Here is a 26,898-nt window from a genome sequence, read left to right as displayed (position 1 = left end):
CGCGAAACCATGGAAAAGCCGACATTTTCCTGCCGGTTTCGTCTGTTATGGGGTTGTAATCCAGGGCCTGTATCTTCCATTTTGGAAACAACTTCCCCCCCGGTTTTCCCCGGAAACCTTCCGCGCCTTGTCAGCCATGACAAGCGACTCGCCGCAGCCGAGCCCTCCGGGGCACGGAGAGCGGCGTGTCAGAGTGTGGTTTCAGGCGCGCGCGGGGGCATGGATATGACAAGCGACAAAACAGGAGTGACGGCCACAGAATGATCGAGCAGAACCTGATCCTCATTCTCGTGTTGCTGCCGTTTCTGGCAGCAATTGCCGCAGCCACGCTTCCGGTGAATTCGCATGGCGCGGCCGCCTGGGTCTCGGGCCTTTCGCTTGCCGGTGGCCTTGTGATCCTGATCACGCTTTACCCGCAGGTCTCGGAAGACGAGGTGGTGCGCAGCCTTGTGCGCTGGCTGCCGATCCTCTCGATCAACCTGAATTTCCGGATGGATGGTTTCGCCTGGATGTTCACCTTCATTGTGCTGGCGATCGGCATTCTGGTGGTGATCTATGCGCGGTTCTATCTGGCCAAAACCGATCCGGTGCCACGGTTTTACAGCTTTCTGATGGCGTTCACCGGCGCGATGATCGGGATGCTCCTTTCGGGCAATATCCTGATGCTGGTCGTGTTCTGGGAACTGACCTCGATCATGTCCTTCCTCCTGATCGGCTACTGGCATCAGAGCCAGTCGGCCCGCGACGGTGCCCGGATGGCGCTGATCGTGACGGCGGGGGGCGGCGTTGCGCTGACAGTTGCGATGCTGGTTCTGGGCCAGATCGTTGGCGGCTATGACCTTGATCTGGTGCTGCGCTCGGGTGAGATCATCACCGCGCATCCGCTCTATCCGGTGGTGCTGGTGCTGTTCCTGATCGGCGCTTTCACAAAATCGGCGCAGTTCCCGTTCCATTTCTGGCTGCCCGGTGCCATGGCCGCGCCGACGCCGGTTTCGGCCTATCTGCATTCCGCGACCATGGTGAAGATGGGGGTCTTTCTGCTGATCCGCTTCCAGCCCAGCCTTGGCGCCACCGATCTGTGGTTCTGGCTGGTTTGCGGCATCGGGATGCTGACCTTCACGCTGGGCGCCGTGATCGCGCTGTTCCGCCATGACCTGAAGGGGTTGCTGGCCTATTCCACCATCTCGCATCTTGGCCTGATCACCGCGCTTGCGGGCATGGGGACCGAAGGGGCGATCATCGCCGCCATCTTCCACATCTGCAATCACGCCGCCTTCAAGGCGTCTTTGTTCATGACCGCCGGGATCATCGACCATGAGACCGGGACGCGTGATCTGCGCAAGCTTTCGGGCCTGCGAAAGGCGCTGCCGGTGACCTGTGTGCTGGCGGTGATCGCCTCGGCCGCAATGGCCGGTGTGCCGCTTCTGAACGGGTTTCTCTCCAAAGAGATGTTCCTGACCGAGACCATGGCCTCGCATGGCGGCAATGTGCTGGACACTGCCTTGCCCTGGATCGCCGCCTTCGCTTCGGTCTTCTCCGTCGCCTATTCGCTGCGCCTCGTGATGGAGGTGTTCTTTGGCCCCGAGGCAAAGAACCTGCCCAATGAGCATGTGCATGAGCCGAAACACTGGATGCGCTTCCCGGTCGAGCTGCTGGTCGCGGTCTGTGTGGTGGTGGGTCTCCTGCCCTGGCTCGCCGATCCGATCCTGAATGTCGCGGGCCGCGCGGTTCTGGGGCCGGATATGCATGACGCGCATGTTGCGATCTGGCACGGGTTCAACACGCCGCTGATGATCAGCATTTTCGCGCTCGCCGCAGGCGCGGCGCTCTGGGTCACGGCACGGGGCCGGATCAATGCCGGACCCGAGGGTCCGCCGGTATTGTACCGGATCCGGGCGCAGAAGATTTACGAATGGCTGCTGCTCAGGCTCACCTGGGTCTGGCCGCGCGCGCTGCACCGGCTGTTTGGCACCGAGCGGCTGCAGACGCAGCTCAGGCTTCTGGTGGTGCTTGGGATCTGCGCGGCTGCGGTCGCGGTCTGGGGCGACCTTGCCCCGGCGCAAAAGCGGATCGGCAATGACCTGAACCCCGCTTTCGCGATCATGTGGCTGGTCGGTGGCGCCTGTGCCATCGGCGCGGCCTGGCAGGCGAAATATCACCGCTTTGCGGCGCTGGTGCTGCTGGGCGGCGCCGGGCTGATCACCTGCGTGACCTTCGCCTGGTTCTCGGCCCCGGATCTGGCCGTGACCCAGCTGGTGGTCGAGATTGTGACGACGGTTCTTCTGCTCCTCGGGCTACGCTGGCTGCCGAAACGGCGCGAAGAGATCGCGGGCGATGACCTTCTGATCTCAAAGGCGCGGCGCGGGCGTGACCTGATCATTGCCGCCATTGGCGGCGGCGGGCTCGCCGCGCTGGCCTGGGTTGTGATGACCCGGCCCCTGGTCCCGAATATCGGCGACTGGTTCCTCAGAAACGCCTATTACGAGGGCGGCGGCACCAATACGGTAAATGTCATCCTCGTCGATTTCCGCGCCTTTGACACTTACGGCGAAATCACGGTTCTGGCGATTGTGGGCCTGACGGTCTATGCGCTGCTGCGTCGCTTCCGTCCCGGATCCGAAAGCATCGGCGCGCCCGAGCAACAACAGGGCTATGCTGCCGACCGGCTTGAGAATTTCATGCTGATCCCTTCGGTGATCATGCGCTGGATGTTCCCGGTCACCCTGGTGATCGCAGCCTATCTGTTCTTCCGGGGCCATGACCTGCCCGGCGGCGGATTCTCGGCCGGCGTCACGGTCGCGATCGGGCTTTTGCTGCAATATATCGCGTCGAATGTGCGCTGGATCGAGGCGCGGATCATCATCCTGCCGATCCGCTGGATGGGATTTGGCCTGCTGATCGCCACCGCAACCGGCATCGGGGCCTGGCTTTTCGGCTATCCGTTCCTCACCGCACATGCGCGCTATCTTGATGTGCCGCTGATCGGCAAGGTGCCGATGGCAACCGCGATGGCCTTTGACCTTGGCGTCTTCCTTGCGGTGGTCGGCGCGACCGTGCTGCTGCTGATCGCGATTGCCCACCAGAGCCTGCGCGCCGCGCGTCTGCGCGAGCTGGAAGAGGAAAAGGCAGAAGAGAAAGCCGCGAAACAGAAAGGGGCCGCCTGATGGAAATCGTGCTTTCCGCCGCCATCGGGGTGTTCGCCGCATCGGGCATCTGGCTTTTGCTGCGCCCGCGCACCTTTCAGGTGATCATTGGCCTGTGCCTTTTGTCTTACGCGGTCAATATCTTCATCTTCTCGATGGGGCGCCTGACCATCGGCAAGCCCGCGATCATGCCGAAAGGCGGCTGGATCAATGCCGCCGAATATGCCGACCCGCTGCCCCAGGCGCTGGTGCTGACCGCCATCGTGATCAGCTTTGCCACCACGGCGCTGTTTCTCGTGGTCATGATCGCCTCCAAAGGTCTGACCGGCACCGACCATGTCGATGGCCGCGAACCCGACCGCAGCGGTGAGACCAAATGATGCTTGCGACCGAACACCTGATCATTGCCCCGATCCTGATCCCGCTGATCGCGGGCGCCCTGATGCTGCTTTATGATGAGAGCCAGCGGAAGGCGAAGCTCGGGATCTCGATCGGTTCGACCATTGCGCTTTTGTTTGTCGCGATCGAACTGCTGAATCGCTCCAAAGGCTCGCCTTTGTCGGGCGGCAATGAGATCAGCTTTTACCTGCTGGGCGACTGGGCGGTGCCCTTTGGCATCATCCTGGTGCTGGACCGGCTGTCGGCTCTGATGCTGTTGCTGGTCGCGCTGCTGGCGATCCCGACGATGATCTATGCCGGCGCCAACTGGCACAAGCAGGGCCAGCATTTCAATTCGATGTTCCAGTTCCTGCTGATGGGGCTGAACGGCGCGTTTCTGACCGGCGATATCTTCAACCTCTTCGTGTTTTTCGAAGTGCTGCTGGCGGCGTCCTACGGGCTTTTGCTGCATGGATCGGGCCAGGTGAAGGTGCGCGCCGGGATCCACTACATCGCGATGAACCTCGCCGGTTCTTTGTTCTTCCTGATCGGGGTTTCGCTGATCTATGGCGTCACCGGCACGCTTTCGATGGCGCATCTGTCGCAGATGGTGGTCAATATCCCCGCGAGCGAGCGGCCGCTGTTCCATGCCGGGGCGGCGATCATGGGGGTCGCGTTTCTGGTGAAAGCCGGTCTCTGGCCTTTGTCCTTCTGGCTGCCGATCACCTATATGGCCTCGGCCGCGCCGGTCGCGGCGATGTTCTCCGTGATGACCAAGGTGGGCGTCTATGTGATCCTGCGCCTTTCCATGCTGTTCTTCGGTCTCGGCGCCGGGGCCTCGGCAGGTTTTGGCGCCGACGTGCTGATCTGGGGTGGCATGGCCACGATGGTTTTCGGGATGCTGGGCGTGTTGAGCAGCCAGAGCCTTGGCCGTATGGCCGCGCATCTGGTGCTGATTTCCTCGGGGACCGTGCTGGCGGTGATCGGCCTTGCGCTTTCGGGGGGCGGCAGTTCGATGCTGTCGGGGGCGCTTTATTATATGGTGTCTTCGACGCTCGCGACCGCGACGCTGTTTCTGCTGCTGGAACCGATGAGCCGCGAGGAAGGCGGTATCGCCGCCATGCTGGCCCTGACCGCGGACGCTTACGGGCTGGAAAAGGACGAGGATGAGGATGAAGAGGTCGGTCTGGCGATTCCCGGCACCATGACCATTCTGGGCCTCAGCTTTGGCGTCTGCCTGCTGGTGCTGGCGGGGTTGCCGCCTTTGTCGGGCTTTATCGGCAAAGTGGCGATCCTGTCGGGGATGCTCGGGGTCGGAGGCGTGCCCGCCTATCTGACCTGGACTTTCCTCGCAGTGCTGATGATCTCGGGCTTTGCCACCATCCTTGGCCTGGTGCGGATCGGGATCCAGACCTTCTGGGCCTCAGATTCGAAACCTCCCAAGGTGCTGGCGATGGAATTCGCGCCGGTGATCCTGCTGGTCGCGATGATGCTCGCGATCACGGTCCGGGGTGATTCCGTGCTGCGCTATACCGATGCCACCTCGCGTGCGCTGCATGACCCGCTGGTCTATTCCGACGGGGTGTTCTCGACCCGGCGGACCGTGGGCGCGGAGGACCAGGAATGACCAGGCTCTTCCCACATCCCCTTCTGACCTGCGCGCTGCTGCTTTTGTGGCTTTTGCTGACCAGTTTCTCGCTGGGCAATCTGGTTCTGGGCTTTGGCGTGGCCGCACTGGCCTCGCGGGCCTTTGCCGCCATCGAGCCGGTTCGGGTGAAACTGCGTGCACCCATGGCCCTGCTGAGGCTCTTCTTCATCGTCGGACTCGACATCATGCGGTCGAATTACGCGGTGGCCCGGCTGATCCTGACCGGCGGGCGACATGGCAAACGGCATTCCGGCTTTGTCGAGATCCCTCTGAGGCTGCGCGATCCGGCGCCGCTTGCGCTTTTGGCGATGATCGTCACCGCCACGCCGGGCACCGCCTGGCTGGAATATGACGAAGAGACCAGCACACTTCTGCTGCATGTCTTCGATATGATCGAAACCGATGACTGGGTGGAACTGATCGGCACCCGCTATGAGTCCCTGTTGCTGGAGGCCTTTCCCGCATGAGCGCCCTCGTCATGTCCGTCGCCCTGAGCTATGCCCAGATCGCCCTTGCACTGGCCGCCTGTCTTGGGGGCTACCGGCTGCTTTACGGGCCGCGCGCCCAGGACCGGGTGCTGGGGCTTGATACGTTTTACGTCACCGCGATGTTGCTCTTTGTGGTGACCGGTATCCGGGTCGGCTCGCCGTTTTTCTTTGAGGCGGCGATGGTGATCGGCGTGCTGGGCTTTGTCGCCACGGTCTCGCTTGCGAAATTCCTGATCCGGGGCGAGGTGATCGAATGACCTATCTCGAAACGCTTCCTGCCTGGATCGCGCTGCCGGTGGCTTTCTTCCTGGTGCTTGGCTCCACGCTGACGCTTTTGGGCACCATCGGTCTTGCGCGGCTGCACAGCTTTTACGACAGGCTGCACGCACCGACACTCGGCACCTCCTGGGGGGCGGCGGGGATCCTGCTCGCCTCGATGATTCTGGTCAGCTGGACCGAGGGCCGCGCGGTTCTGCACGAGCTGGTGATCGGAATTTTCCTGATGATCACCACGCCGGTCACACTGATGTTCCTTGGCCGTGCCGCGCTGCACCGCGACCGGATCGAGGGCACTCCCGGCATCCCCGGGGCCGTCGCGCGCTCGGATGTGCCGATCGGGCCGGTCTCGCCGCCCGAGGGAGAAGCCGCCTTTGCCGATCCTGCGGATGCGCCGGGTGAAGACTGAGACCGAGGACTGTGGCGGCGGCTCACAGCTGCCGGAAATGACAAAGGGCAGCCCCTGAACGGCTGCCCTTCTGCATTGTGATATGCGGACTCTGGATCATTGGAGATCCGGGACTGTCTGGCTCTGGCTTCGTGGCGCGGGTGGCGTCTGGCTGCCTGCTGCGAAGCTTGCGGGATGGTTGGCTGCCTGGCTGGCCGGACCGCCCGAGGCGGTCTTTCGCGTGCGGGGAGGCGGAGAATCCTGGCTGTCCAACTGGCTGGATGATCATGGGGGCTGGCCTGGGTGGCTTTGGGCTGCCGGGCGCGCTGCCGTCATCTTGCTGGCGGGAATTCTGTCGAGAGCTGGCTGACCCTGGCGCTTAGGCTAACGGCTGGCTTGCTGTCGTTAAGAATCGTTCTAAACCGAAAAATCGGATCCGTCAAGAAAAAGTTGAATGGATTCAAATAGTTGACTATTTTACCTGGGTGTTTGGCGAAAAGTGAAACACTCGGAAATCTGTAAAATCGGTCCCCCAACCACCGCCCTGCCCCAACGCCGGTACCCAACCGAAGAACCTGGGCCTGACAGCTAGGCAGACCAAGAAGCACCGGTTAAGGTGAGCCAGACAAAACCTGTTACACATCCGTTACATCGTGGTTATGTCCCCGATACATACCGGCTCTAGGCAGGCGGCGTCAGACATTCAATCCTGCCCCGGCCAATCCCGGCCAGGACAGGTCAAGCGGAGATCATAACAGTGACCCTCATCAACCGCCGTTCATTTGTCCGGGGCGCCGCTGTCGCCTCGCTCGCCGCCCCCCTCGTGTCGCGTGGTGCACTGGCGCAGGGCTCGTCGGGCTCGGTCAATATCTTTGCCTGGGCCGGCTATATTTCCGACGACCTGCTGGCCGCTTTTGAAAAGGCCACCGGTATCAAGGCGACCTATACGCCCTATGGCACCAATGACGAATTGCTGAACCAGATGCGCGCCTCGAATGGCACCGGCTATGACATCATCTGGCCGGCGGTCGACCGCGTGCCGAACTATGTAGAATTCGGCCTCCTGAAAGAAATCGACGATTCGAAAGTCGAATGGGACAAGTGCCTTCCTTCGGCTGCGAAATCCTCGGAAGTGCTGGGCGCCGTGGTTGACGGCAAGCGCTACCAGGTTCCGACCGACTGGGGCACCGAGGCGCTGGCCTTCGACAAGAACGATAATCCGCTGGAATATGGCACCGCATCCTACGGCGACATCTGGAAGCCGGAATCGGCTGGCAAGGCCACCGTGCGCGGCCATTCCGGCCTTGTCGGCCTGGCGCTGTGGATGGAATCGGAAGGCAAACTGCCGCATCCCTTCCTCGACAGCTTCAAAGACGAAGCCATCATGAAGGCCAATTACGACGTCGTGCTGGCCGAAGCGATTGCCCGCAAGGGAAATATCATCCAGTTCTGGTCGAATGAGAATGAGGCCCAGGGCGCGTTCCGCACCAATGGCGCCAAGATCGGCCAGACCTGGGACAGCTCGGCTGCGACCCTTGCGAAGGAAGGCCTGCCGGTTGGCTTCATCGCCCCGAAAGAAGGTGCCCTTGCCTGGATGGAAGGGATCTCGATCCCGACCGGCGCGCAGAATGTCGATCAGGCCTATGCCTTCCTGAACTTCATGCTGTCGCCCGAGGCCGGCGCGCTTTACGCCAATCACACCTCGATCAACTCGACCGCCGTCGGCGCCGAGGCGCATCTGTCGGAAGCCTCGCGCACCTTCTTCACCGGCGCCTATCCGGGCGATGCGCTGGAGAAGCTGTGGTGGTGGCCGGTGCAGGAAAACTGGTTCGTTGCCCTGCGCAACGAATACCAGGACAAGTTCCTCTCGGCCTGATCTGGCCTTTCACAAGACCCGCTGCGGCGCGCAACCTCGCGCCGCAGCCTTTCCATTGAGCAACTGGTGAGAGAACCCGCATGTCGCATTCGGTCGAACTGATCGACGTTGAACAGGCTTTTGGCGATGTGAAGGCGGTTCACCACTTCTCGGCCCATATCGCCGGGGGGGAATTCTTTTCGATCCTGGGCCCTTCCGGTTGCGGCAAGACGACACTGTTGCGCCTGATCGCGGGCTTTACCGAGCCAACTGCGGGCCGCGTGCTGATCGGCGACAAAGATATGGCCGGCATTCCGGCAGACCGTCGCCCGACCGCGATGATCTTCCAGTCGCTCGCCTTGTTCCCGCTGATGCCGGTCTGGGAAAATATCGCTTTCGGGCTTGAGGCGCGCGGCGTTCCGAAAGCGCAGCGCCGCAAACGCGCGGAAGAATTGCTCGAGCTGATCGCGCTGCCCGGATACGGCGACCGCATGGTGCATGAACTCTCCGGCGGTCAGCGCCAGCGGGTCGCCATCGCCCGCGCGCTGGCGGTAGAGCCGCAGGTCCTCTTGCTGGACGAGCCGCTTTCCGCGCTGGATCTGAAACTGCGCCAGCATATGCGGGCGGAACTGCGCGCCCTGCAAAAACGCACCGGTGTCACCTTTATCTATATCACTCATGACCAGTCCGAAGCGCTGGCCATGTCTGACCGTGTGGCGGTCATGAATGCGGGCGTGTTGCAACAGATTGCCACCCCGCAAGAGCTTTATGCCAATCCCGCCACGCCCTTCACGGCGCGCTTTGTCGGCGAAACCAATGGCATCATCGGCACTGTGCGCGGGCTTGAGGCTGGCCTCGCCACCCTCACCACCGCCGAGGGCCGTTTCACCGGGCGCGCCGGCGCCGGCCTTGAAGATGGCGGGCGCGCCAGCATCTTCATCCGCCCCGAAGCCATGGCGATGAGCCGCATCGCGCTGCCCAACAGTCTGAGTGCGCGCGCCGTTTCGCTGGAATATGAAGGGGCGAGCGCCATGCTGCGCGCCGTCTCGGAACATGGCCAGGAATTGCTGGCCACCGTCCCGAACCGCCAGCTTGGCGAGGCCCCGCAAGCGGGCGAACAGGTCTGGCTGAGCTTCCAGCCCGAAGAGGCACTGATCCTTTCCGAGAAGGGCGCCGCCGCATGACTGAAATGATCAAACGTTTCGGGCCGGGCCTTGGCGGGTTTTTCATCGCCCTGGTCGCGCTCTGGATCATCGGCATGGTGCTGGCGCCCAATCTGATGATGCTGAACTTCTCGCTGAAACCGATGCTGTTCCCCAATGACATCGGCGGGCCGAAGGATGTTTATACGGTCGAGAATTACACCGCGCTCTTTGGCGACAAGGTCCATCGCGCGATCTTTCTGAAAACCGTCTGGGGCTCGGGCCTCGTCATGATTGCGACGCTGGCGATTACTTATCCGCTGGCCTTCTGGATGGCGAAGGTCGCCACCATCCGCGGCGCGCGCGCCATGCTGATCGCGCTGATCATTCCCTTCTGGATCAATGAGGTGCTGCGGACGCTGGCCTGGTTCATCATCCTTTCCTTCAACGGGCCGCTGAACGCTTTCCTGCTGTCGATCGGGTTGATCGACGCGCCGGTACGCTGGCAGGGCGATTTCGGCGTGCTGGCCGGGATGGTTTACGCCTATATCCTCTTCATGCTCTTCCCGATCTACAACTCGATCTCGACGCTGGAGACGGCACAGCTCGAGGCCGCCAAAAACCTCGGCGCCTCGACCTGGCGGATCCACTGGCGGATCGTGATCCCGCATGCCAAAGCCGGGATCGCGACGGGCTGCGTCTTTACCTTCATGCTGGCGGCCGGGTCTTATGTGGCACCTGCGCTGCTCGGATCGCCCGGCTCGCGCTGGTTCACCGAGATCATCTATAACTGGTTCTTTGAAGGCGGAAACTGGAACCGCGGCGCCGCTTACGCGCTGGTGCTGCTGGTTCTGTGTATGGCGGTGGTGATGGTCACGCTGAAGATCTTCCGCGTCAATCTGGCGGATGTTGCGAAATGACCATGGCAAGCCCCTCCCCCGCCCGCCCTGTAACGGCCCTTGACCGGCTGTCGCGCGCTTTGCCGAAACTGCTGTTCATCGCCTATCTGACGCTGTTTCTGGCCTATCTCTTCCTGCCGCTGATCATCATGTCCGCGGCAACCTTCAACACCTCGAAATTCCCGACGGTCACGCCCTGGCTTGGCACCACGATGGGCTGGTTTCAGGAGCTGTGGAACGACAGGGCAATGTGGAAGGCGCTGTGGCTTTCCCTCGGGATCGGCCTTGCCGTGGTTGCTTTCGCTTTGCCGGTCGGCACCGCTGCCGCTTTGTTCCTCACCAGCCTCGATGCACGTGCAAGGGGGATTTTCTACGCGGTCATGGTGTCGCCCCTGCTGACGCCCGGCGTGGCCATCGGGATCGCCACGCTGATCCTGTGGCGCCAGGCCGGGATCGGCGGCGGCACCTTCCTGATCGTGCTGGCCCAGGCGACCTTTATCACCGCCTATGTCATGCTGATGGTGGTCGCGCGGCTGCAAAGGTTCGACCGCGCCCAGGAAGAGGCCGCGCTTGGCCTTGGCGCGTCGAAATGGATGATCTTCCGCCGGGTTCTGCTGCCATTCCTGAAACCGGCGCTGATCGCGGCGGCGTTCATCGCCTTCCTGCAATCCTTCGAGAACTACAATACCACGCTGTTTGTCCGTGGCACCGACACGCCGCTGACCGTCTATATCGCAACCAAGGTCCGCACCGGGCTGACGCCTGCGGTTAACGCCCTTGCGCTGATCCTGATCGCACTGACCATTGTCACAGCCCTGGTGATGGAGCTGAACCGCCGTCGCAAAGAAGGCGGGCGCAAAGAAGGCTAAGCCAGCGCGGCGGCAATCCGCTCTGCAAGCCGCCGCGCGACCTGCTCTTTGTGCATCCGGGGCCAGGTCTCAGCGCCCTGATCCGTGATCAGCACCACCGCGTTTTCCGTCCCGCCCATGATCCCGGTGGCGGGCGAGACATCATTCGCCACGATCCAGTCGCAGCCTTTCCTGAGCCGTTTCGCCGTCGCGTGTTGCACCACATCGGTGGTCTCGGCCGCAAAACCGACAATGAGGCGCGGGCGCGGGCTGCCTTTGGACACCCCCGCCAGAATATCCTCATTCTCGGCAAATTGCAGCGCGGGCAGATTCCCGGTTCCATCCTTCTTGATCTTCTGCGCGCCCTGATTGTCCACGCGCCAGTCTGCAACTGCCGCCGCCATCACCGCCGCATCCGCCGGGAGCGCAGCCTTCACCGCACGCGCCATCTCTGCCGCCGTCTCGACCGCGACCACATCAACACCCTGCGGCGGCGGCACGCTTGCCGGGCCGGTGACAAAGGTCACCCTCGCCCCCAGATCCCGCAGCGCGCCCGCAATCGCCGTGCCCTGCGCGCCGGAGGACCGGTTCGCAATATAGCGCACCGGGTCAATCGGCTCATGCGTCGGGCCGGAGGTCACCAGCACATGTTTGCCCCGCAAGGGCTTTGGCCCGAAAACAGCCTCGATCGCCGCAAGGATCACCGCAGGCTCTGCCAGCCGCCCGGCGCCGAACTCGCCGCAGGCCATCTCGCCCTGGTCAGGGCCAACCACCAGCACACCATCCTCTTGCAGGGTCGCGAGGTTGCGCTGCGTCGCCGGGTGGTGCCACATCCGCACATTCATCGCCGGCGCGATCATGACCCGTTTGTCGGTTGCCAGAAGCAGGGTCGAGGCCAGGTCATCCGCCCGGCCCGTCGCCATCTTTGCCATAAGATCAGCGGTCGCCGGCACGACAACCAGCAGATCCGCCGCCCGCGACAGCTGGATATGGCCCATTTCGGCCTCTTCCATCAGATCGAACAGCTCTTGGTAATGCCGCTCTCCGGCCAGCGCCGACAGCGACAGAGGTGTCACGAATTCCGACCCGGCTTTTGTCAGGACCGGGGTCACAGACGCGCCCGCCTTGCGCAGCAGCCGCACCAGCTCCAGCGCCTTATAGGCCGCGATGCCGCCACCCACGATCAGAAGAATGCGTTTACCGGCAAGCATGACTGGCCCTCCATTGCGAAAGGGAACTTAGGTTGCATGTGGCGGGAACTCAATCGTCACGCCGCTGGCACATCGCGGCGCCCGCGCTATAGTCGCGCCATGACCCTGCTCCCTCCCTTGACCCTGATCACCGGTGGTGCCCGTTCCGGAAAATCCGCCTGTGCCGAGCGCCTTGCCTTCGGGTCGGGGCTGCAGCGGCGCTACATCGCCACAGCCCAGGCCTTTGACGCCGAGATGGCCGAGCGCATCCGCCAGCATCGCGAAGACCGTGGCCCGGACTGGGAGACCTTCGAGACCCCGTTCGACGCCGCCCCTGCCGTCGCCGCCGCGCCCGGGGGCAGTGTGACGCTGTTTGACTGCGCGACGCTCTGGCTGACCAATCATCTGCTGGCGGAAAATGACATTGGCAATGAGACCGAGGTGCTCCTGATCGCACTGGCCGCCGCACGCGGTCCGGTGATCATGGTCACGAATGAGGTCGGTCAGGGCATTGTTCCCGGCGACGCGCTGTCCAGGCGGTTTCGCGATGAACAGGGGCGGCTGAACCAGCGCCTTGCGCAGCAGGCCGGGCTGGTCGTCGCGGTGATGTGCGGCCTGCCGCTGGCCCTGAAAGGCACGCTCCCGGAGATGGCGCCATGAGCCGCTTCTGGCTGGTACGTCATGGCCCGACCCATGCGAAAGCGATGGTGGGCTGGACCGATATTCCCGCCGATCTGTCGGATCATGCGCAGATCGCGCGGCTGAACGCTTATCTGCCGGATGTCCCGGTGGTGTCCTCGGACCTGTCGCGCGCGATCTGCACCGCCGACTGTCTCGCGCCCCGCTTGCGCCTGGCCCATGACCCGGATCTGCGCGAGATCCATTTCGGCGCCTGGGAGATGAAGACCTATGCCGAGGCCGAAGTCTCAGACCATGTCCTGATCCGCGCCTTCTGGGACCAGGCTGGTAGCCCACGCGCGCCGGGCGGAGAAAGCTGGGACGATCTGACCGCCCGGATCGGAACCGCGCTGAACCGCCTGGCCGAACAGGCCGATGAGCTGATCATCGTCGCCCATTTCGGCGCGATCCTTGCGGCGGTGCAGCTGGCAGGCGGTCTCACCGCGGCTGAGGTGCTGTCGCATAAAATCGATAACCTCTCGGTAACCTCAATCAGTTTACGCCCGGGCCAGCTGCATCAGATCAATCACATTCCGTGATGGATCCGGCCACAATTCAGCATTTCCCTTCCCGGCCACGCCCCGCCAGTCTGCGCGCCAAAGGAGACCCGGGATGAGTTACGATCTGGTGATCGGCGACCGCGCCTATTCCAGCTGGTCGCTGCGTGGCTGGCTGTTGTTTGATGCATTTGGAATTCCGGTGCGGTTGCACACGGCCCGGCTCTATTCAGATGAATTGCCGCGCCTGCTTGCCAGTTATGCGCCCTCGCGCACCGCCCCGACCGCACGGATGCCCGAAGGCACCGTGGTCTCGGAAAGCCTCGCCATCGCCGAGGAACTGGCCAGCCGCCACCCAGAGGCCGGCCACTGGCCAAAGGATCCCGCCCATCGCGCCACGGCCCGAATGCTGGCCTCGGAAATGCATGCCGGTTTCGGCGCGCTGCGCGACTATTGCCCGATGAATCTGCGGGTGTCCTACCAGGACGCGCAACCGCCCGAGGCAGTGCTGAAAGACCTCGCACGCCTCGAGGTGATCTGGGATCACGCACGCCGGGTCTCTGGCGGGCGCGGTCCCTGGCTTTTCGGCGACTATTCGGCAGCAGATGTGTTCTTCGTGCCGGTTGCGGCCCGGATCGCGGGCTACAACCTGCCGGTCGGAGCGGCGGCCAGCGCCTATGTGAACGCGCATCTCGCGCATCCCTCATTCCGGCGCTGGCGCGCAATGGGGCTGGTGGATGGCGCGGAGCAACAGGTTTACCGCCGCGACTGGCCGCGCCGCGACTGGCCCGGCCCGGTGCCGCTGCCCGCGAAAGCTGTCGCGGGAACCGAAGCCGAGAACGCGGCCTGCCCCTATTCCGGCAAGCCGGTGACGCATGTTCTGGAACTGGCCGGGCGTCGGCTCGGGTTTTGCAATGCGTTTTGCCGCGACAAGACCGCGGCCGATCCGGAAGCCTGGCCCGCCTTCATGCCGCTGCTCCGGGGTGTTGCGGCGTGAGGGGCGAACGACGTTCCTGAAGGTAATTTCGTTAACCCTTCGCTAACCAGTCTTCGCGCAAGCTGACGCCCTTCGGGCAAGGGGAAGCGCGCATGATCGCCAGCGCCTATAGCGTGGCTTTTGAAGGGGTTGAAGCGCGGCTGGTCGAGGTGCAATGCGCGATCCAGGGCGGGGCCGCGGCTTTCATGCTTGTCGGAATGGCCGACAAGGCGGTCAGCGAATCGCGCGAAAGGGTGCGCAGCGCGCTGCAATCTTTGTCCATCGCCCTGCCCAACCGGCGCATCACCATCAACCTCGCGCCGGCGGATCTGCCGAAAGAGGGCAGCCATTTCGACCTGCCGATTGCGCTGGCGCTGCTTGCCGCCATCGACATCCTGCCCCGCGATGAGGTCGCGCGGGTCCTTGCCCTGGGCGAGCTGTCACTGGATGGCCGCCTGCTGCCGGTCGCCGGCGCTCTGCCTGCGGCGCTTGCCGCTGCCGAAGAGGAATGTACCCTGCTCTGCCCCAGTGCCTCCGGTGCGGAAGCGGCCTGGGTAGGCGCGACCGAGGTCATCGCCGCTGCGTCACTGGCCGAGGTGGTACGGCATTTCACCGGTCAGGCGGTGCTGGCGCCACCGCGCCCGGGAGAGATCCGGGCTGGCACCGCCGGGCCTGACCTGCGTGAGGTCAGAGGCCAGGAACGCGCCAAGCGTGCGCTTGAAATCGCGGCCGCCGGGCGCCACCACCTCATGATGACCGGCACGCCAGGATCAGGGAAAAGCATGCTCGCCGCGCGTCTCCCCGGGCTTTTGCCCGGGTTGAGCCCGGCCGAGGCACTGGAAACCTCGATGATCCATTCCCTTGCGGGGCTGTTGACCGGCGGTGGCATTTCGCGCAGCCGCCCGTTTCGCACGCCGCATCACACCGCGTCGATGGCGGCGATGTCAGGGGGCGGGCGTGGCGCGAAACCGGGCGAGATCAGTCTTGCGCATAATGGTGTCCTGTTTCTTGATGAATTGCCCGAGTTTTCCCGCCAGGTGCTGGAAGTGCTCCGCCAGCCGATCGAGACCGGCGAAGTGACCGTCGCCCGCGCAAATGCGCATATCCGCTATCCGAGCCGTTTTCAGCTGGTTGCCGCCGCCAATCCCTGCCGCTGCGGCTATCTGACCGACCCTTCCCGCGCCTGCGCGCGGGTGCCGGCCTGCGGGGCGGAATATCTGGGGCGGATCTCTGGCCCGCTGATGGACCGGATCGACCTGCGAATTGAAATTCCGCCGGTCGCTTTCACGGATCTTGACCTGCCGGCGAATGGCGAAAGCTCTGCCGTAGTCGCGGCCCGGGTGCAGTCCGCGCGCGATGTCCAGGCCGATCGGCTGGGGACCGAGGGGCAGACCAATGCCGATCTCGCCGGCGAATCGCTGGAGCGCTTTGCCAGTCCCGATGCCGGGGGCCGCGCGCTGATCGGCCTGCTGGCCGACCGCATGGGATTGTCTGCGCGTGGCTATCACCGCCTGTTGCGGGTCGCCCGGTCAATCGCGGATCTGGAGGGAAGCAACGCGCTGCGCCGCAACCATATTGCCGAAGCGGCCTCTTACCGGCTTTCGCCCGGCGCAATCGGATAGGGTCAGCCCGCGCGCTTCGCTTCAATCACCTGCCAGATTTTCTCGGCGGCGTTGGTGCCGTCAAACCGCTCCAGCTCCTGGATGCCGGTGGGAGAGGTCACGTTGATCTCAGTCAGCCAGTCACCGATCACGTCGATACCGACGAAGATCTGGCCATGTTCGCGCAGGATCGGACCGATGCGGCGGCAGATCTCGAGATCGCGGTCGCTGAGCCCGATCTTTTCGGGCCGCCCGCCCACATGCATGTTTGACCGCGTCTCCCCCGCCTGCGGCACCCGGTTGATCGCACCAACCGGTTCACCATCAACCAGAATAACCCGCTTGTCGCCCTTGGCCACGGCGGGGAGGAATTTCTGTACGATCATCGGTTCACGCGACATCGAGGTAAAGAGCTCGTAAAGCGACGAAAGGTTGCGGTCATTCTCATCCAGCCGGAACACACCGGCGCCGCCATTGCCGTAAAGCGGCTTGAGAATGATGTCGCCATGCCGGGCTTTGAAGGCGCGAATCGTTTCAAGGTCGCGGGCAATGGCCGTCGGGGGGGTGAGGTCGGGGAACCGCAGCACGAGCAGCTTTTCCGGGAAGTTCCGGACCCAGAACGGATCATTGACCACCAGCGTTTTTGGCTGGATCAGATCGAGCAGATGGGTCGTGGTGATATAACCCATGTCGAAAGGCGGGTCCTGGCGCAGCCAGACGACATCAAAATCGGCAAGATCGACCTCGGTTTCCTCCCCGAAACTGACGTGATTGCCCTTTTCGCGGCGCAGCTCGATCCATTGACCGCGCGCGATGACTCGCCCCTCGACAAAGGCCAGCCGGTCGGGGGTATAGAAAAACAGCCTGTGCCCACGGATCTGGGCTTCCAGCGCGATGCGGAAAGTGGAATCGGCGTCGATATTGACCGACCCGATCGGGTCCATCTGAAGGGCGACCTTGAGTGCCATAACATGCTCCGGCTGTTCTGCCCCTTTGATGACGCAAGGCGGCAGCCGATGCAAACCCGTCTGTGCCTTTTGCCAGGCTTTGGATCAGAGAAAAAAGGCGGCCTCTGCGATGTCGATGCGCCCGAGGCCATCAACCAGCGCCAGATCAAAACGCATATCCACAATTGTCATCGGATCGCGGCCGCCCAGGTGGACTTCCCGGAGATATTCCTCGGCGCAGGCGCCAAGCCGGATCTGCTGCGCGCGCCCGAAATACCCGGCTGCGATATCATGACTGCGCGCGCTTTTGACTTCGACGACAGCGAGATCATCGCCTTTGCCGGCAATAATATCAACCTCGCCAGCCATCCCACGCCAGCGCCTGGCGAGGATCTTATAGCCCTGAGCCTGGTACCTGCGGGCAACCGCCTCTTCAGCCGCGAGGCCGGTCAGATGGCTGCGCAATCCGCGCCTTGCCCGGGCGCAGGGAACAAGTTCATCGTGAACGAAATCGAGGGGCATGGCTGGTCCTGCGTCATTCGGGTTTCTGACTGCGCGCAAGGGCCATCTGATAGACATCTCGCCGCGGCACATTCAGAGTTTGCGCGACAAATGCTGCTGCATCCTTAACGCGCATCGTTGCAAGGGCCTGATCCAGCGCCAAGGCGATGGCGTCAGGTCCGGCCTGTTCGGGCGCGCCGCGATCGACAACCAGCACAATCTCGCCTTTTGGATCCTGATCTCCAAGACGTTCCAGCACTTCGGCCAGCGACCCACGCAGGATTTCTTCGTGTCTCTTCGTCAGTTCGCGGCACACGGCAACCGGACGATCCGGCCCGCAGATCGCGATCAGCTCCGCAAGCGTCTTACGGATCCGGCGGGGCGATTCGTACAGGACCAGGGTCGCATCCCCGCGCGTGGCCCCGGTGAGAAACCGCTGCCTCTCGCCTGCAGCGGCCGGCGGAAAGCCCGCGAAGAGGAACCGGTCGGTCGGCAACCCGGCCACCGCCAGAGCGGCCAGGAGCGCCGAGGCCCCGGGGGCGGCCAGCAGCTTTGCCCCCGCCTCCACCGCCGCCCGCGCCAGGCCAAAGCCCGGATCCGAGATCAGTGGTGTCCCCGCTTCCGAGGCATAGGCCACCGATTTCCCCTCGGCGAGAAGCCCGGTGATCCGTGATGCGATGCCTTTCTCGTTATGGTCATGCACCGCGATCAGCGGCCGTCCCTCCAGCGCGATGCCGTGGATCTCCATCAGGTGCCGGAGCGTCCTGGTATCCTCGGCCGCCAGCACATCGGCCCCGGCAAGGATATCCAGCGCCCTGAGCGTGATGTCACGCGCCGCCCCGATCGGAGTGGCGACCATATGCAGACCAGGCTCGACCCGACCGGCGGAGGCCCGCCAGCGGGGAGAATTTTCCGAACTTCCCACCATCTCATTCCTCTGCGCGCGTTTACTTCGATCCCGGAAACAACTAACCTTCGCGCTGTCGTCGCGCCCTTGTTCAGGGCGGTTCCCGCGTGAGGAGACCTGATGTTGTCCGCATTCCCGATGGCCCGCAAGTCCCTGGGCCGGTTCCTTTTTGTCTTCTTCGCGCTCTTTGCTGCCGCCTGCGTTCCGCAAGGCGGTGGCGGCGGCACGCCCGGCAAATCCGACCGTTCAAAGCCGGTACAGGTTGCCTTGCTGGTGCCGGGCGGGTCGGGCCAGGCCAGTGACCAGGTCCTGGCCAACAGCCTGACCAATGCTGCGCGCCTTGCTGCGGCAGATCTTTCGGGCGTCAAAATCGATCTTCGCATCTACCAGACAGGCGGCAACCCGTCGCAGGCTTCTGCCGCCGCGATCCAGGCTGTGGCCGAAGGCGCCGAAATCATCCTTGGCCCGGTCTTCGCGCAGGAGGCCAATGCCGCAGGCGTCGCCATGGCCGGCAAGGGCATCAACGTTCTCGCCTTCTCGAACAATGTCGATATCGCCGGCGGCAATGTCTTTGTGCTGGGCCCGACCTTCGACAATGCTGCCCGCCGCATGGCGACTTATGCGGTCAGACAGGGCCGCAACCGCATCATGATCGTGCATGAAAAGAACAGCGCAGGCGAGGCCGGCAAACGCGCCATCCAGCGTGGTGTCTCGGCCGCAGGCGGAACGGTCGTAGGTGTCTCCGGGTATGATTTCAGCCAGCAAGGCGTGTCGGCTGCTGCACCGGGCATCGTTTCCACCGTGCGTGACACCGGGGCATCGGCCGTATTCCTGACTGCGGATACCGCAGGCGCGCTGCCGCTTTTGAGCCAGCTGTTGCTGGACAATGGCCTCGACCGCAATGCCGCGAAATTCCTTGGCCTGACCCGCTGGGATGTGCCCGCGCAGACGCTGGGCTTGCCGGGCGTGCAGGGGGGCTGGTTCACCCTGCCCGACCCCAATCTTTATGCACAGTTCCAGAATCGCTATCAGGCCTCTTACGGCGCGGCGCCACATCCGATTGCCGGTCTCGCCTATGACGGGATCGCTGCCATCGGCGCGCTGGCGCGGCAGGGCAACGATCTGTCCGCAGGCTCGCTGACGCAGAATGCCGGTTTCGTGGGCGTCTCCGGCATCTTCCGGCTGCGCAGCAATGGCACCAATGAACGCGGCCTCGCCGTCGCCGAAATCCGCAACAATCAGGTGGTCGTGATTGACCCTGCGCCCCGCAGCTTCTCCGGCGCCGGGCTCTGATCCCGCCCCGCGCAAGCGGGCAGGACAGGGTGCCTCCGGAACCGGCCCTGAACCGGACGACAAGGCAGCCGGATTTGTTCCGGCTGTCATTCCGCTTTTGCTGCCCGAAGACGCGATCATCGACACAGAGGCCGTGACGGTCGCGATCCTCGCCGATCTTGCGCCGGAGCTTGACGGAAAGGCCTTGCGCGCCGTTGCGGTCGCGCATCTGGCTGCGGCAAAAACCCGCGCCAATGCCGCCCTGGCCGAGGCATTCCGCGACCATCCGGCCGAGGCAAGACCGCTGATCTCGGCCCAGGCATGGCTGACGGATCAGCTGGTGATCATCGCCTTCACCATCGCGCAAAAGCTGCATCCGGTGGCGATCCCGACCGATGCCGAACGGCTCGCGATCCTCGCGGTCGGCGGTTACGGCCGCGCCGAGATGGCGCCGCATTCCGATATCGACCTTCTGTTCCTGACCCCGATGAAAACCACGCCATGGGCCGAATGCGTGGTTGAATCAATGCTTTACATGCTCTGGGATCTGAAGCTGAAGGTTGGCCATGCGGTCCGCACCATCCGCGATTGCCTCCGCCTTGCGCGCGAAGACATCACGATCCGCACCGCGATGCTCGAGAAACGCTTTATCACCGGTGACAAGGCGCTGGCCGGGGAACTGGCCGAAAAACTCTGGAATGAGGTTTTCCGCAAAACCGGGCCTGAATTCATCGAGGCAAAACTTGCGGAGCGAGCCGAGCGCCACCGCCGCCAGGGCGGGCAGCGCTATGTGCTGGAGCCGAATGTCAAAGAGGGCAAGGGGGGGCTGCGCGACCTCCAGACGCTGTACTGGATCGGCAAATATCTGCACAGGGTGCCGAAAGCGGCGGGGCTGGTGAATGCCGGTCTCTTCACCCGCGAAGAATATGAGACCTTCCGCGCCGCCGAGGATTTCCTCTGGGTGGTGCGCAGCCATCTGCATTACATCACCGGCCGTCCGACCGATCAGCTGACCTTCGATCTCCAGCCCGAGGTGGCGTTGCGCATGGGCTATAAGGATGCCCGTGGCCGGCGCGCGGTCGAGATCTTCATGCAGGATTACTTCCGCCACGCCACCCGCGTCGGCGAGCTGACCCGCATCTTCCTGACCGGGCTGGAGGCACGGCACGCCAAACGCGAGGCCTCGCTGATGGGGCTGTTCAAGCTGACCAAACGCGTCCGTCCGGGCTATCGCCTGGTCCAGGGCCGGATCGACGTGGTGAACCCGGCAGAGTTCCTGAAAGATAAGCTGAACCTTCTGCGCGTTTTTGAGGAAGGGCTGCGGACCGGCTATCTGCTGCACCCGAATGTCATGCGTCTGGTCACCGCGAATCTCGCGCTGATCGATGACGAGATGCGCGAAGACCCCGAAGCGGCACGGATCTTCCTTGATCTGCTGCTGAAACATGGCAACCCGGAACGCTCGCTCCGGCGGATGAACGAGCTCGGCGTGCTTGCCGCGTTCATCCCCGAATTCGAGCCCATCGTCGCGATGATGCAGTTCAACGTCTACCATTCCTACACGGTGGATGAACACACGATCCAATGCATCTCGACCCTGGCGCAGATCGAGCGCGAAGAGCTTATCGAAGAGCTGCCGCTGTCATCGGAAATCCTCAAGACCGGCGTGAGCCGCAAGGTGCTTTATGTCGCGCTTTTGCTGCATGATATCGGCAAGGGCCGACCCGAGGATCATTCGATCCTTGGCGCCCAGATCGCCCGGCGGGTGACGCCGCGTCTTGGGCTGAATGATGAAGAATGCGAGACGGTCGAATGGCTGGTGCGCTGGCACCTCCTGATGTCCGACATGGCGCAGAAACGCGACATCGGCGATCCGCGCACGGTCAGGGATTTTGCCAAAGCGGTAAAGACCCGCAAACGCCTTGACCTGCTGACGGTGCTGACGGTCTGCGATATCCGGGGAGTCGGGCCGAACACCTGGAACAACTGGAAAGCGATGCTGCTGCGTCAGCTCCACCAGGTCACCGCCGAGGCGCTGGAGGCGGGGCTGGAAACCGTCAACCGCGAGAACCGTGCCGATGAGGCGAAGCGGGCCCTGCGTGAGGCCCTGCCCGACTGGGACGCCAAAGACCTGCGCGCCGAGACGCAACGCCATTACCCGCAATACTGGCAGGGGCTTGAAACCTCGACCCAGGCCGTTTTCGCGCGGCTGCTGCTCGGGATCGGCGATGACGAAATCCGCATCGATCTGGAACCGGATCTTTCGCGCGATGCCACCCGCGCCTGTTTCGCGCTGGCCGATCACCCCGGCATCTTCTCGCGACTTGCAGGCGCGCTGGCGCTGGTCGGCGCGAATGTGGTCGATGCCCGCACCTATACGTCGAAAGACGGCTATGCCACGGCGGTGTTCTGGGTTCAGGATGCCGAGGGCCACCCCTATGAGATCTCCCGCCTGCCCCGGCTGCGCGGCATGATCGAAAAGACGCTGCGCGGCCAGGTCGTGGCGCGCGAGGCCCTGAAAGATCGCGACAAGGTGAAACGGCGCGAGCGGGAATTCCGCTTTCCGACCCATATCACCATCGATAACGAAGGCTCGGATATCTACACGATCATCGAGGTCGATACCCGCGACCGCCCGGGTCTGCTTTATGACCTGACCAGGACGCTGGCGAATAACAACATCTCGATCGTTTCGGCGGTGATCGCGACTTACGGCGCCCAGGTGGTCGACACATTCTATGTGAAAGACACGTTCGGGCTGAAACTGCACGAAAAACGGCGCCAGGAAGCGCTGGAAAAAAAGCTGCGCCAGGCGATAAGCGATGGTGCAGAACGGGCGCAGGCCCAGGGCTGAACAACACAGATCGCAGACGCGAGGAGCAGATCCCGAAATGAAACCGATCCGGCTGGTGGCGGGCTTCCTCACCGTAGGCTTCTGGACGCTGATCTCGCGCGTCGCGGGCCTCGTGCGAGATATGTTCATGGCGGCCTATCTTGGCGACGGGCCGGTCAGCCAGGCGCTGGTCGCGGCGCAATCCTTGCCAAACATGTTCCGCCGGTTGTTCGCCGAGGGCGCGTTCAACATGGCCTTCGTGCCGATGTATGCCAAAAAGCTTGAGGCGGGCGAGGATGCCAATGGCTTTGCCCGCGACGCGTTCTGGAGCCTGGCGGCCTTTCTCGCGGTCTTTTCGGCGGTCTGTATCGTGGCGATGCCGGTGCTGGTCTGGATCCTTGCGGCCGGGTTCGAGGTGGATACCCGTTTTGATCTGGCGATCACCTATGGCCGGATCGCCTTCCCCTATATCCTTTTCATCTCGCTGACGGCACTGCTGTCCGGCGTGCTGAATTCCATGGGGCGCTTCCTTGCGACCTCGGCCGTCACCGCGCTTTTGTCGCTGACGATGATCGCCGGCATGATCTTTGCGCGCCGGTTCGGCTGGGATATGGGCGTCACGCTGGCCTGGGCGATTTCGATTTCCGGCGTGTTGCAGCTTGTGGCCGTGTGGCTGGCGCTGAAGCGGCTTGGCTTTTCGCTGCCCTTCCAGCTCCCGAAATGGACGCCCGAGCTGAAGCGCCTTGCCATCATCGCCGCGCCCGCGGCGCTGGCGGGGGGCGTGGTGCAGGTCAATCTCGTCGTTGGCCGCCGGGTGGCGAGCTATACCGATGGCGCCATGACCTGGCTTTACAATGCCGACCGGCTTTATCAGCTGCCGCTGGGCGTGGTGGGGATCGCGATTGGCGTCGTCTTGCTGCCGGAACTGGCGCGGCGGCTGCGGGCCTCGGATGCCGAGGGCGCGCGGTTCAGTTTCTCGCGCGGCGCGGAATTTGCGCTTTTGCTGACCCTGCCCGCCGCTGTGGCGCTGATCGTGATCGCGCGGCCCATCATCGGCGTGATTTTCGAGCGTGGCGCCTATAGCGCCCATGCCGCCGACAATACCGCGCTGGCTCTGGCGATCTACGGCGCGGGCCTGCCGGCCTTCGTGTTGCACAAGGTTCTGCAACCGCAGTTTTACGCCCGCCATGACACGAGGCGTCCGTTCAATTATGCCGTGGTCGCGATGGTGGTGAACCTGGTTGTCGCCGTTGCGTTGATGCCACTGATCGGCTTTCTCGCGGCGGCGATTGCGACCACGGTCTCGGCCTGGATCATGGTGGTCCAGCTCTGGCTTGGCTCGCGCAACATGGGGATCTCGGCCACAATGGATGACCGGTTCCGCAAGCGGCTGCCCCGGATCATCCTGTCCTCACTTCTGATGGGCGCGGTTCTGCTTGGGCTGGTCTGGATCATGGGCGATGCCGTAACCGAAAAAGGCACCCGGACGCCTTTGCTTCTGGTCCTGGTTCTGGCGGGGATGGCGAGCTATTTCCTTGCCGCCACCCTCACCGGCGCCATGAACCTCGCCGATCTGAAATCCTCGCTCAGACGCGGCAAGCGGGCGTGAACCTCAGCGCGCCGCCATGGCGCGCTGATTGATCAGAAGCGATGCGATCACCACCACAACCCCGGCGATCTGCAGCGCCGTGGGCATGATCCGCAGCACGGCCGCATCCAGCACCAGCGCCGTTACCGGCGTCAAAAGGATCAGGGGCATGATCGCGACCGCCCCTACGGCCTCGATCCCCCGGAACCACAACAGGAACGGGATCCCGGTCAGCACGATGGCAAGGATCACAAAGGCCACGATGTTCAGCCCGGTCAGCGGCCCCTGGAAATCGCCGATCAAAAGCGCGACCAGCGTCAGTTCGATACCGCCGATCAGCAATTGCCAGGCGGTGAAAGAGGTGATGCTGATCCCCGGGCTGCCCCAGCGGCTGAGGAGCACGCCCCCGAGCGAGATCGACAGCACACAGCCCAGCATCGCCGCGACCCCGATCCCGTCAATCGACGCGCCGTCCTTCAGCACCACCATCGCCACACCCAAAAGGCCCAGAAGCACCGCGAAGAATTGCAGCCCTGTCGGCCGGCGGTGCAGGATCGCCCAGGCCATCAACAGCACGAGCACGGGCCCAAGCGCCTGAAACACCGCCGCAACCCCGCCCTGGAGCCGCATCGCCCCGATGAAAAACAGTCCGAAGAAAAACCCGACATTCAGCGTGCCGAGGACGATCATCCGGCCCCACCAGCCCGCCTTAGGCAATTCACGGCTCAGAAGAAACAGAAAGCCCGCACCGCCCACGGCCCGCACCGCGCCGGCCATTTCCGGATGCGGCGGCAGCCAGCGCCCGGCCAGCATATAGGTGAAGCCCCAGAGAATGGTGCAGATGGCGGCTCCGGTTTTTGGTCCGATCATGGGTCTTTCCTGCGGCGCTTGTGATGCGCCCCTCTGTCACCCATCTCCGCCACAGGCGCAACCGACCGCCGCGCGCAGCCAGAATGCCCGGGCCGCACCAAGCGCGCTCAGCGGTTGCGCAGCCGTGCGCGAACCCGCCCCCAGCCGCCGGGGCTGACAAGGAAGGACAGCGCGAAACCGGCGGCGAAACCGGCCACTTCGGCGATCCATTCAAAGCCGCCGCCGAACAGCACGCCGAACAGAAGCTGCACAAACAGAAGCATCCCGATCAGCGTGAAGGCGCGATAGCCATTCGAGCCGGTCCCGATCAGCTGCACCCACAAAAGGAAGGTAAAAGCGCCGATCAGCCCGTAAACCCCGGAATAGGCCCCGATCAGCGGGTAATTGTCATAGGGCACCAGGGCGATAAAGGCGAAAGCCCCGGCCCAGCTTGCCCCGTAGAACACGCCCAGGACAGCCCACCAGCGGAAGACCTCGCCGACCATCTTGCCAAGCGCCAGCAACAGGACAACCGCAAACAGCGCGCTGGTCGTGGTCTGATGCACGAAAGGGAAGGCGACAAAGCGCAGCGCCAGTTCGTCCCAGACCCGGTTGGCCCAGAAATATTCAACGACATTGCGCGCCACCGCGTAATCCATCAGGGCGCTCTGGCGCCAGCCAATGCCGCCCGGCCCTCCGATCACCCCGGCCTCGGCGAGACCCAGCACGATCTCGGCCGCGATCATCGGAAGCGCCAGCACCCAGACGACCCAGGGCAGCTGGTTGATCGGGCTGGCATTCGGATCGGTATCATACATGCGGCACGCATCCCCTTCGGGCGCGATGTTGACGCCCCTCCTGCGAAGCCTTACGCCGTGCAGGTCAGTTTTTCCAGACGGAGAGCATCATGTCCTCGCAAGACACCCAGGGTCAGGGCGGCTCCAATCCAGGTTTCACGCCGCGGATCTTTTCCGGCATCCAGCCCTCGGGCGGTATGACGCTGGGGAATTACCTCGGCGCGCTGAAGCGGTTTGCCGAAAAGCAGGATGAGGGGATCGAGACGATCTATTGCGTCGTCGATCTGCATGCGATCACCGTCTGGCAGGATCCCGAAAAGCTGCGCCACCAGACACGCGAGATCACGGCGGCCTATCTGGCCAGCGGCATCGACCCGGCGCGCTCGATCATCTTCAACCAGAGCCAGGTGACGGGACATGCCGAGCTGGCCTGGATCTTCAACTGCGTCGCCCGCATCGGCTGGATGTATCGGATGACACAGTTCAAAGATAAAACGGCGGGCAAGAATGCCGAAAATTCCTCGCTGGGCCTCCTGGCCTATCCGTCCCTGATGGCGGCGGATATCCTGCTTTATCAAGCGACCGGCGTGCCGGTGGGCGAAGATCAGAAACAGCATCTCGAGCTGACCCGCGACATTGCCGCGAAGTTCAACCATGATTACGGCGTCAATTTCTTCCCGATCACCGAACCGCTGATCGAAGGCTCGGCCACCCGCGTGATGTCTTTGCGCGACGGCACGAAAAAGATGTCGAAATCCGACCCGTCAGATGCCAGCCGGATCAACCTCACCGATGATGCCGACACGATCGCGAAGAAGATCCGCAAGGCGACCACCGATCCGAATCCGCTGCCCGAGACCGTTGAGGGCCTGAAGGACCGGCCCGAGGCGAAGAACCTCGTGAATATCTTCGCAGCCCTGGCCGGGGTCAGCGCCGAAGCGGTGATCCAGGAATTCGCCGGCGCGCAATTCGGCACCTTCAAGCCGCGCCTCGCCGATCTGGCGGTGGCAAAGCTTTCGCCGATCACCGAGGCGATGAACCGCTATATGCAGGACCCGGCCGGGATCGACCGCATCCTTGGCGAAGGCGCTGACCGCGCCGATGCCATAGCCAGCCCGATCCTTGCCAGGACGAAAGAGATTGTCGGCATGATTGGCTCTCGCGGCAGGTGACTGGCCGCAGGGCCACACTGTCACA

At 63.5% G+C, this 26,898-nt stretch carries 24 protein-coding genes; 18 read left to right on the top strand and 6 right to left on the bottom strand.

What is annotated here, in order from left to right:
* Positions 1-260: 260 nt before the first annotated feature.
* The 10 genes from AC4FS3_RS11285 to AC4FS3_RS11240 all read left to right on the top strand — a co-directional run bounded on the left by AC4FS3_RS11285 (position 261) and on the right by AC4FS3_RS11240 (position 11,086).
* Complete coding sequence (locus tag AC4FS3_RS11285) at positions 261-3,164, top strand: monovalent cation/H+ antiporter subunit A (protein ID WP_491020640.1); 2,904 nt, start codon at positions 261-263, stop codon at positions 3,162-3,164.
* Positions 3,164-3,523, top strand: a complete 360-nt coding sequence (locus AC4FS3_RS11280) for a Na+/H+ antiporter subunit C (RefSeq protein WP_092899698.1) — start codon at positions 3,164-3,166, stop codon at positions 3,521-3,523. The genes AC4FS3_RS11285 and AC4FS3_RS11280 overlap by 1 nt, the downstream gene beginning before the upstream one ends.
* Entirely contained in the window at positions 3,520-5,148 is a 1,629-nt protein-coding gene (locus AC4FS3_RS11275) for a monovalent cation/H+ antiporter subunit D (RefSeq protein ID WP_491020639.1), read from the top strand. Before AC4FS3_RS11280 ends, AC4FS3_RS11275 begins: the two co-directional genes overlap by 4 nt.
* The gene (locus AC4FS3_RS11270) at positions 5,145-5,636 is read left to right on the top strand and encodes a Na+/H+ antiporter subunit E (protein WP_491020638.1); all 492 of its coding nucleotides are present in this window, start codon (positions 5,145-5,147) and stop codon (positions 5,634-5,636) included. Before AC4FS3_RS11275 ends, AC4FS3_RS11270 begins: the two co-directional genes overlap by 4 nt.
* A complete protein-coding gene (locus AC4FS3_RS11265; protein WP_283176285.1) occupies positions 5,633-5,914 on the top strand; it encodes a K+/H+ antiporter subunit F in 282 nt (93 codons plus the stop codon). Before AC4FS3_RS11270 ends, AC4FS3_RS11265 begins: the two co-directional genes overlap by 4 nt.
* A complete protein-coding gene (gene mnhG, locus AC4FS3_RS11260; RefSeq protein WP_092899706.1) occupies positions 5,911-6,342 on the top strand; it encodes a monovalent cation/H(+) antiporter subunit G in 432 nt (143 codons plus the stop codon). Before AC4FS3_RS11265 ends, mnhG begins: the two co-directional genes overlap by 4 nt.
* A gap of 736 nt (positions 6,343-7,078) precedes the next feature.
* Positions 7,079-8,197 carry an extracellular solute-binding protein gene (locus AC4FS3_RS11255; protein WP_491020637.1) on the top strand — a complete coding sequence of 373 codons (1,119 nt, stop codon included), beginning with the start codon at positions 7,079-7,081 and terminating at the stop codon, positions 8,195-8,197.
* Between the two features lie 80 nt (positions 8,198-8,277).
* Positions 8,278-9,360, top strand: coding sequence for an ABC transporter ATP-binding protein (locus AC4FS3_RS11250; protein ID WP_283176287.1), 1,083 nt, complete (start codon positions 8,278-8,280; stop codon positions 9,358-9,360).
* Complete coding sequence (locus AC4FS3_RS11245; protein ID WP_491020636.1) at positions 9,357-10,238, top strand: ABC transporter permease; 882 nt, start codon at positions 9,357-9,359, stop codon at positions 10,236-10,238. Before AC4FS3_RS11250 ends, AC4FS3_RS11245 begins: the two co-directional genes overlap by 4 nt.
* On the top strand, positions 10,235-11,086 hold the full coding sequence (locus tag AC4FS3_RS11240; RefSeq protein WP_491020635.1) for an ABC transporter permease: 852 nt from the start codon (positions 10,235-10,237) through the stop codon (positions 11,084-11,086). Before AC4FS3_RS11245 ends, AC4FS3_RS11240 begins: the two co-directional genes overlap by 4 nt.
* On the opposite strand, the gene coaBC is transcribed toward AC4FS3_RS11240, so the two are convergent.
* On the bottom strand, positions 11,083-12,276 hold the full coding sequence (gene coaBC / locus AC4FS3_RS11235) for a bifunctional phosphopantothenoylcysteine decarboxylase/phosphopantothenate--cysteine ligase CoaBC (protein ID WP_491020634.1): 1,194 nt from the start codon (positions 12,274-12,276) through the stop codon (positions 11,083-11,085). The two genes, AC4FS3_RS11240 and coaBC, sit on opposite strands and share 4 nt — an antisense overlap.
* 99 nt (positions 12,277-12,375) lie before the next feature.
* On the opposite strand from coaBC, the gene cobU reads away from it, so the two are divergent.
* The 4 genes from cobU to AC4FS3_RS11215 all read left to right on the top strand — a co-directional run bounded on the left by cobU (position 12,376) and on the right by AC4FS3_RS11215 (position 16,028).
* Positions 12,376-12,915, top strand: coding sequence for a bifunctional adenosylcobinamide kinase/adenosylcobinamide-phosphate guanylyltransferase (gene cobU / locus AC4FS3_RS11230; protein ID WP_491020633.1), 540 nt, complete (start codon positions 12,376-12,378; stop codon positions 12,913-12,915).
* A complete protein-coding gene (locus tag AC4FS3_RS11225; RefSeq protein WP_491020632.1) occupies positions 12,912-13,472 on the top strand; it encodes a histidine phosphatase family protein in 561 nt (186 codons plus the stop codon). The genes cobU and AC4FS3_RS11225 overlap by 4 nt, the downstream gene beginning before the upstream one ends.
* A 73-nt stretch (positions 13,473-13,545) precedes the next feature.
* On the top strand, positions 13,546-14,427 hold the full coding sequence (locus tag AC4FS3_RS11220; RefSeq protein ID WP_491020631.1) for a glutathione S-transferase N-terminal domain-containing protein: 882 nt from the start codon (positions 13,546-13,548) through the stop codon (positions 14,425-14,427).
* A 92-nt stretch (positions 14,428-14,519) separates the two neighbouring features.
* Complete coding sequence (locus AC4FS3_RS11215; RefSeq protein WP_491020630.1) at positions 14,520-16,028, top strand: YifB family Mg chelatase-like AAA ATPase; 1,509 nt, start codon at positions 14,520-14,522, stop codon at positions 16,026-16,028.
* Between the two features lie 2 nt (positions 16,029-16,030).
* Here AC4FS3_RS11215 and gshB read toward each other — a convergent pair whose 3' ends face one another.
* From gshB to rsmI, 3 genes are all read right to left on the bottom strand, one after another.
* Entirely contained in the window at positions 16,031-16,975 is a 945-nt protein-coding gene (gshB, locus tag AC4FS3_RS11210; RefSeq protein WP_491020629.1) for a glutathione synthase, read from the bottom strand.
* A gap of 84 nt (positions 16,976-17,059) precedes the next feature.
* A complete protein-coding gene (locus AC4FS3_RS11205; protein ID WP_283176295.1) occupies positions 17,060-17,476 on the bottom strand; it encodes a YraN family protein in 417 nt (138 codons plus the stop codon).
* Positions 17,477-17,489: 13 nt separating this feature from the next.
* Positions 17,490-18,314: a 16S rRNA (cytidine(1402)-2'-O)-methyltransferase gene (gene rsmI / locus AC4FS3_RS11200; RefSeq protein WP_491020628.1), complete on the bottom strand. Its 825-nt coding sequence runs from the start codon at positions 18,312-18,314 to the stop codon at positions 17,490-17,492.
* 168 nt (positions 18,315-18,482) lie between these two features.
* Between rsmI and AC4FS3_RS11195 the strand changes: the two genes are divergently transcribed.
* The 3 genes from AC4FS3_RS11195 to murJ all read left to right on the top strand — a co-directional run bounded on the left by AC4FS3_RS11195 (position 18,483) and on the right by murJ (position 24,076).
* A complete protein-coding gene (locus AC4FS3_RS11195) occupies positions 18,483-19,655 on the top strand; it encodes a penicillin-binding protein activator (protein WP_491020627.1) in 1,173 nt (390 codons plus the stop codon).
* Between the two features lie 88 nt (positions 19,656-19,743).
* Complete coding sequence (locus AC4FS3_RS11190) at positions 19,744-22,488, top strand: [protein-PII] uridylyltransferase (protein ID WP_491020678.1); 2,745 nt, start codon at positions 19,744-19,746, stop codon at positions 22,486-22,488.
* Between the two features lie 37 nt (positions 22,489-22,525).
* The gene (gene murJ, locus AC4FS3_RS11185) at positions 22,526-24,076 is read left to right on the top strand and encodes a murein biosynthesis integral membrane protein MurJ (protein ID WP_491020626.1); all 1,551 of its coding nucleotides are present in this window, start codon (positions 22,526-22,528) and stop codon (positions 24,074-24,076) included.
* A 3-nt stretch (positions 24,077-24,079) separates the two neighbouring features.
* Here the strand turns inward: murJ and AC4FS3_RS11180 are convergent, their stop codons facing one another.
* Positions 24,080-24,925, bottom strand: coding sequence for an EamA family transporter (locus tag AC4FS3_RS11180; protein ID WP_491020625.1), 846 nt, complete (start codon positions 24,923-24,925; stop codon positions 24,080-24,082).
* A gap of 107 nt (positions 24,926-25,032) precedes the next feature.
* On the bottom strand, positions 25,033-25,722 hold the full coding sequence (locus AC4FS3_RS11175) for a rhomboid family intramembrane serine protease (RefSeq protein ID WP_283176300.1): 690 nt from the start codon (positions 25,720-25,722) through the stop codon (positions 25,033-25,035).
* An 89-nt stretch (positions 25,723-25,811) separates the two neighbouring features.
* On the opposite strand from AC4FS3_RS11175, the gene trpS reads away from it, so the two are divergent.
* Positions 25,812-26,873, top strand: coding sequence for a tryptophan--tRNA ligase (gene trpS / locus AC4FS3_RS11170; protein WP_491020624.1), 1,062 nt, complete (start codon positions 25,812-25,814; stop codon positions 26,871-26,873).
* The last annotated feature ends 25 nt before the right edge of the window (positions 26,874-26,898 follow it).

The organism is Pseudogemmobacter sp. TB195 (genome assembly GCF_058313095.1).
Note: the sequence above shows the minus strand (reverse complement) of the source record. Positions and strands in the feature narration are given on the sequence as shown.

Coding starts and splice junctions, on each gene's coding strand:
- cobU (WP_491020633.1), top strand. CDS start 12,376: ATGACCCTGCTCCCTCCCTTGACCCTGATCACCGGTGGTGCCCGTTCC.
- AC4FS3_RS11275 (WP_491020639.1), top strand. CDS start 3,520: ATGATGCTTGCGACCGAACACCTGATCATTGCCCCGATCCTGATCCCG.
- trpS (WP_491020624.1), top strand. CDS start 25,812: ATGTCCTCGCAAGACACCCAGGGTCAGGGCGGCTCCAATCCAGGTTTC.
- AC4FS3_RS11180 (WP_491020625.1), bottom strand. CDS start 24,925: ATGATCGGACCAAAAACCGGAGCCGCCATCTGCACCATTCTCTGGGGC.
- AC4FS3_RS11205 (WP_283176295.1), bottom strand. CDS start 17,476: ATGCCCCTCGATTTCGTTCACGATGAACTTGTTCCCTGCGCCCGGGCA.
- AC4FS3_RS11195 (WP_491020627.1), top strand. CDS start 18,483: ATGTTGTCCGCATTCCCGATGGCCCGCAAGTCCCTGGGCCGGTTCCTT.
- AC4FS3_RS11225 (WP_491020632.1), top strand. CDS start 12,912: ATGAGCCGCTTCTGGCTGGTACGTCATGGCCCGACCCATGCGAAAGCG.
- AC4FS3_RS11280 (WP_092899698.1), top strand. CDS start 3,164: ATGGAAATCGTGCTTTCCGCCGCCATCGGGGTGTTCGCCGCATCGGGC.
- mnhG (WP_092899706.1), top strand. CDS start 5,911: ATGACCTATCTCGAAACGCTTCCTGCCTGGATCGCGCTGCCGGTGGCT.
- AC4FS3_RS11175 (WP_283176300.1), bottom strand. CDS start 25,722: ATGTATGATACCGATCCGAATGCCAGCCCGATCAACCAGCTGCCCTGG.
- AC4FS3_RS11265 (WP_283176285.1), top strand. CDS start 5,633: ATGAGCGCCCTCGTCATGTCCGTCGCCCTGAGCTATGCCCAGATCGCC.
- AC4FS3_RS11215 (WP_491020630.1), top strand. CDS start 14,520: ATGATCGCCAGCGCCTATAGCGTGGCTTTTGAAGGGGTTGAAGCGCGG.
- gshB (WP_491020629.1), bottom strand. CDS start 16,975: ATGGCACTCAAGGTCGCCCTTCAGATGGACCCGATCGGGTCGGTCAAT.
- coaBC (WP_491020634.1), bottom strand. CDS start 12,276: ATGCTTGCCGGTAAACGCATTCTTCTGATCGTGGGTGGCGGCATCGCG.
- rsmI (WP_491020628.1), bottom strand. CDS start 18,314: ATGGTCGCCACTCCGATCGGGGCGGCGCGTGACATCACGCTCAGGGCG.
- murJ (WP_491020626.1), top strand. CDS start 22,526: ATGAAACCGATCCGGCTGGTGGCGGGCTTCCTCACCGTAGGCTTCTGG.
- AC4FS3_RS11250 (WP_283176287.1), top strand. CDS start 8,278: ATGTCGCATTCGGTCGAACTGATCGACGTTGAACAGGCTTTTGGCGAT.
- AC4FS3_RS11240 (WP_491020635.1), top strand. CDS start 10,235: ATGACCATGGCAAGCCCCTCCCCCGCCCGCCCTGTAACGGCCCTTGAC.
- AC4FS3_RS11245 (WP_491020636.1), top strand. CDS start 9,357: ATGACTGAAATGATCAAACGTTTCGGGCCGGGCCTTGGCGGGTTTTTC.
- AC4FS3_RS11285 (WP_491020640.1), top strand. CDS start 261: ATGATCGAGCAGAACCTGATCCTCATTCTCGTGTTGCTGCCGTTTCTG.
- AC4FS3_RS11270 (WP_491020638.1), top strand. CDS start 5,145: ATGACCAGGCTCTTCCCACATCCCCTTCTGACCTGCGCGCTGCTGCTT.
- AC4FS3_RS11220 (WP_491020631.1), top strand. CDS start 13,546: ATGAGTTACGATCTGGTGATCGGCGACCGCGCCTATTCCAGCTGGTCG.